The organism is Nocardia testacea NBRC 100365 (assembly GCF_000308775.1).
Taxonomy (GTDB): Bacteria; Actinomycetota; Actinomycetes; order Mycobacteriales; family Mycobacteriaceae; genus Nocardia; species Nocardia testacea.
Window position 1 is genome coordinate 1 of record NZ_BAGJ01000183.1, and the last position, 4,168, is coordinate 4,168.

General features: G+C 70.5%; 2 protein-coding genes. Both read left to right on the plus strand.

All coding sequences use genetic code 11. The features are described from left to right. Positions 1 to 369 precede the first annotated feature (369 nt). A complete protein-coding gene (locus ON38_RS25385) occupies positions 370 to 906 on the plus strand; it encodes an NUDIX hydrolase (RefSeq protein WP_083873084.1) in 537 nt (178 codons plus the stop codon). Continuing rightward, entirely contained in the window at positions 903 to 3,533 is a 2,631-nt protein-coding gene (locus ON38_RS25390; protein WP_245564196.1) for a DUF6049 family protein, read from the plus strand. Before ON38_RS25385 ends, ON38_RS25390 begins: the two co-directional genes overlap by 4 nt. Positions 3,534 to 4,168 lie beyond the last annotated feature (635 nt).

Consider the following 4,168-nt stretch of genomic DNA (forward strand, 5'->3'; position numbering starts at 1 on the left):
GGGCCTCAACCCTTTCAGGTGTCTCGTAAAACTCGACACATGTGGTTGCGTGAGCATTCGAGGTCCGGATCGGATGCCGACTCGATCGCTCGGGTCGGCTTGCGGTGACGTCGGCATTCGAGGTCCGGATCTGATGTCGACTCGACCGCCCCGGCCGACCTGGCGGCTGATCGCTTTCACGAACAGCAGCGCTTTCTCGGTGCCGAGTTTTACGAGGCCCTCAAAGGGTCGAGGCCCGTCCCGCCGTTCAGGCCTCGAAAGCGCCCGCGCGAAGAGCAAGTCTCGAGGCCTGAACGGCGGGACCTTCGGGGGCCTCGACCCCCGCGACGCCGGAGGCGGCGCCAATAAACACTGCTCTAGTATTGCGTAGTGTCTCCGGCCGATCGTGCGAACAGTAGACGCCGCCAGCCGCGGCGCCGTGGTTCGGCGGGTGGTGCGGCGAAACCTCGTATGCGTACCGTGCGGGAGACCTCGGCCGGGGGTTTGGTGGTCGATGGCCTGGACGGCCCGCCGGAAAAGCGCTGCGCCGCGCTGATCGGCCGTACCGACCGGCGGGGCCGGCTGCTATGGTCGCTGCCCAAAGGACATATCGAAGAAGGCGAATCCTCGGAACAGACGGCGATCCGGGAGGTCGCCGAGGAGACCGGTATCCAGGGCGTGGTGGTCGCCGAATTGGGCAGTATCGATTACTGGTTCGTCACCGAGGGTCGACGGGTACACAAAACGGTGCATCATTTTCTGCTGCGTTCGGTCGGTGGTGAATTGTCCGACGCGGATGTCGAGGTGACCCAGGTCGACTGGGTACCGCTGAGCGAATTGAACTCGAGGCTGGCCTACGCCGATGAGCGGCGGCTGGCCGAGGTGGCGAACCGCCTGATCGACCGGATGGAGACCGGCAAGCGATGACGCGTGGACTGAGTCGGATCATGCTCGTGATCCTGACCATCCTCGGTTCGGCGGCGCTGCCCGCGCTGCTCGGATCCCCGGCCCACGCCCAGCCCACGGGGTCGGCAGAGGACGATTCGACGCCGCAGTTCCTGAAGTTGTCCCTGGATTCGGTGGGTCCGGGTACCGTGACCGCGCAGAGCGAGCCGGTTCTCACGGTGGCGGGCACGGTCACCAATATCGGTGACCGCGGGGTCGACGAGGTGGCTGTGCGGGTGCAGCGGGCGCGGCCGGTATCGGATCCCAGCGAGTTGCGTACGACGCTGAAGCTCGATCAGGTGAACTACGAGCTCTCGACGCCTTTCCAGGACGTCGCGCTACGGCTGGAACCGGGGCAGCGCCAGCAGTTCACCATGACCGTCCCGCTGCGGGACGCGTCGGGGACTTCGCTGAATATCACCGAGCCGGGTGTGTATCCCCTGTTGCTGAATGTGAACGGCACTCCGGATTACGGCGGCCAGGCGCGGTTGGACGATGCGCGGTTCCTGCTGCCGGTGCTGGGGCTGCCGGCCGCCGCGGACGGGAGCGCGCCGCCGCTGCCCGCGCCCGCCGCGCCGCCGGTGCAGACCACCCTCTTGTGGCCGCTGGCCGACCGTCCCCGGATGGTGGCCGGCCAGACCGGCGACCTGGATCGGGAGGTCGAGCTGACCGATGACGAGCTGGCGGCCTCGGTGAGCCGTGGCGGGCGGTTGGACGAGCTGGTGGGCGCCCTGGAGTCGGTCTTCGGTGACGATCGGGCAGCCGGCGGGCCTTCCTCGGCGGTCTGCCTGGCGATCGATCCCGACCTCTTGCTCACCGTGCAGGCCATGACCAGCGATTACCGAGTGCTGGCCAGCCCCTCCGATCCGGACGGCGCGACGCGTCCCGGTTCGGGGACCGAATCCGCGAAGGCCTGGCTGGACCGGTTGCGGAATCTGGCCTCCTCGATGTGCACGGTGGCGTTGCCCTTCGCCCAGGTCGATATCGCGGCGCTCGCGGCGGCCGCCGATCCCGCGCTGACCGCGCGGGCGCTGGATTCGCCGGCGACGATCGTCGATTCCATCCTGAACACCCGATCCGTTCGCGGTGTGAGCCTGCCCGATGCCAGCAGCCTGGACCAGGGCGCCGCGCAGCTCCTGAAGAACCAGGGCTTCGGGACCGCGGTACTGGCCGCCAACGCCGTGTCGCCCGAGGGCGGTATCGGCGACCCGTACGCGGCCGTACCCGATCTGGTGCGGCTGCCCGGGGTACCGGGCACGGTTGCGCCGCCCGCGCCGGCTCCCGATTCAGGCCAGACCCCCGATGCGGTACCCGCCGGTGACACCGGGGACGACGATGTGCAGCCGGATACCGGTACGCCGGCGCCGGCGCAGACCCCCGCGGGAGCAGCACCGGCGCAGCCGGACAGCGGCGGTTCCGCGCCGGCCGATCCGGCGCTGCGGGTGGCGACCTTCGACATCTGGCCCGCGGCCGCGCTGGCCGGGGTCGGTTCCAATCCGCCCACTCCGGCCTATGTCCCGGAATCCGCGCGCTACGCCGTGACCAACGATTCCCGCACCGCGCGTCTGCAGGACGCGCTGGGGGCGGTGTCCTGGCGAGCGCTGCAGAACGATCCGGGCCGGCCGCGGTCGCAGTTGATCATGCCGCCGCAGCAGTGGGGAGCGAACCGCGACGAGGCCGCCGCGCTGCTGCACCAGCTCGACCTGCTGGTCGAGAACAAACTGGTCGACCCACGGCCGTTCGACGATCTCGTCGGCCAGGCGCCCGATCCCGTCCCGTATCAGCTGGCTCCGCTGCCGGAGGCGGCTGTGGAGGCGGTGCCGGTCCATTTCGCGGCCCCGGCCCGCGACCAGTCGCACCGGATCTCGCAGCTGTTGCAGGCGATGGTGGAGGTGCCCGAGGCGGCGCCGACCCCGCGCGCCTATCTCGATCCGCTGCGCGACGATCTCGTTCGCGCGCTGTCGCTGTCCGATCGGCGCGGCGGTCCCACCGCGCAGGCCGAGGTCTTCGCCGCGCGCCGGATCGAGAAGGCGACAGCGACGGTCGACGAGATCTTCCGTTCGGTGTCGGTGCTACCGCCCGGCGGGGTGTATACGCTGGCCTCCGAATCGAGTCCGCTGCTGCTGGTGGCCCGCAACGATCTGCCCGTTTCGGTACGGATCAGGTTCCGGATCGACGCACCGGCGGAAACCAAGATCACCGACATCGGCGAGCAGTTGCTTCCGCCGCGGGGCACCCGGTCGTTTCAAATCCCGACCGAGGTGAGCGACAGTCGCAAACTCGTGGTGCCGATCTCGCTGAGCACCCCGGACGGAGTGCCGCTGGGCTACGCCACCTCGATATCGGTCCGATCCAACGCCTACGGCCAGATCCTGGCGGTCATCACCGCGTGCGCGGCCGCTCTGCTGTTCCTGCTGGCCGGGCGCCGGTTGTGGCGGCGTTTCCACGGAAAACGCGATCCCGCGGACAAGGGCATCGATCCCGGCCTGCGGCAGCGGGTCGTCCGGTTGGGCCGGGCCCGGCGCCGCGGCGCCGGGTCCGGACCGCAGGCCGGCGCGGCGGCCCGAGAGGCGACTCGTCGGCAGGCCCACGACCGGGAACGGGTGTAGCGGCGGATTCCCCACACCCGGTGAACGCCGTGCGCGGCCGGGAGGGTGACCCGGGCCCGCGGCCCATGGAAGATGGAAGGGTGCGCACCGGCCGTCCGGGTTCGCCCCGGTACCGGTGCGCAGTCGGAGGCATTGCCGCCCGTTCGTCGCGCGCGAACGCCGGGACAATGTGTTCGACGCGACACAGGGGACAACCGCCGCGCGGGGTCCGGGCGATACAGGAGGCATGATGAGCGACGATGAATCCTCCGCTCATCGGCAGCAGCCCGGTCGACAACCCGACGGTCCACGAGCCCGCCGGTCTCCCAGCGCACGCGCACCGTGGGAGCGAGTGCCTCGAGCTCCCGGCCCGGAGACGGATATGACCGGCCATCCCGGCGATCCGGAACCGGACCGCGACCGCCCCGGCCCGTTCCGGGAGCCGCCTCCGCAACTGCGCCGGCCCGAGCGTCCCGGCGCTCCGGCGGATCGATCCGTCCCGCCCGGCCCTCGTCCGGGCCCGGGTCCTCGCCCTGGTCCGCATCCGGGGGAAGACCGCTATGCCGCCAACCGGCCGCAGCAACCCGATCCGCGCATGCCGCGGAATCAGCCGCCCGGGCGACCCGCGAATCCGCAGCCGGGTCCCCGCCCGGCCA

Excerpts from the sequence above, each read along its gene's own strand:
- ON38_RS25390 (WP_245564196.1), top strand. The coding sequence starts at position 903 with ATGACGCGTGGACTGAGTCGGATCATGCTCGTGATCCTGACCATCCTC.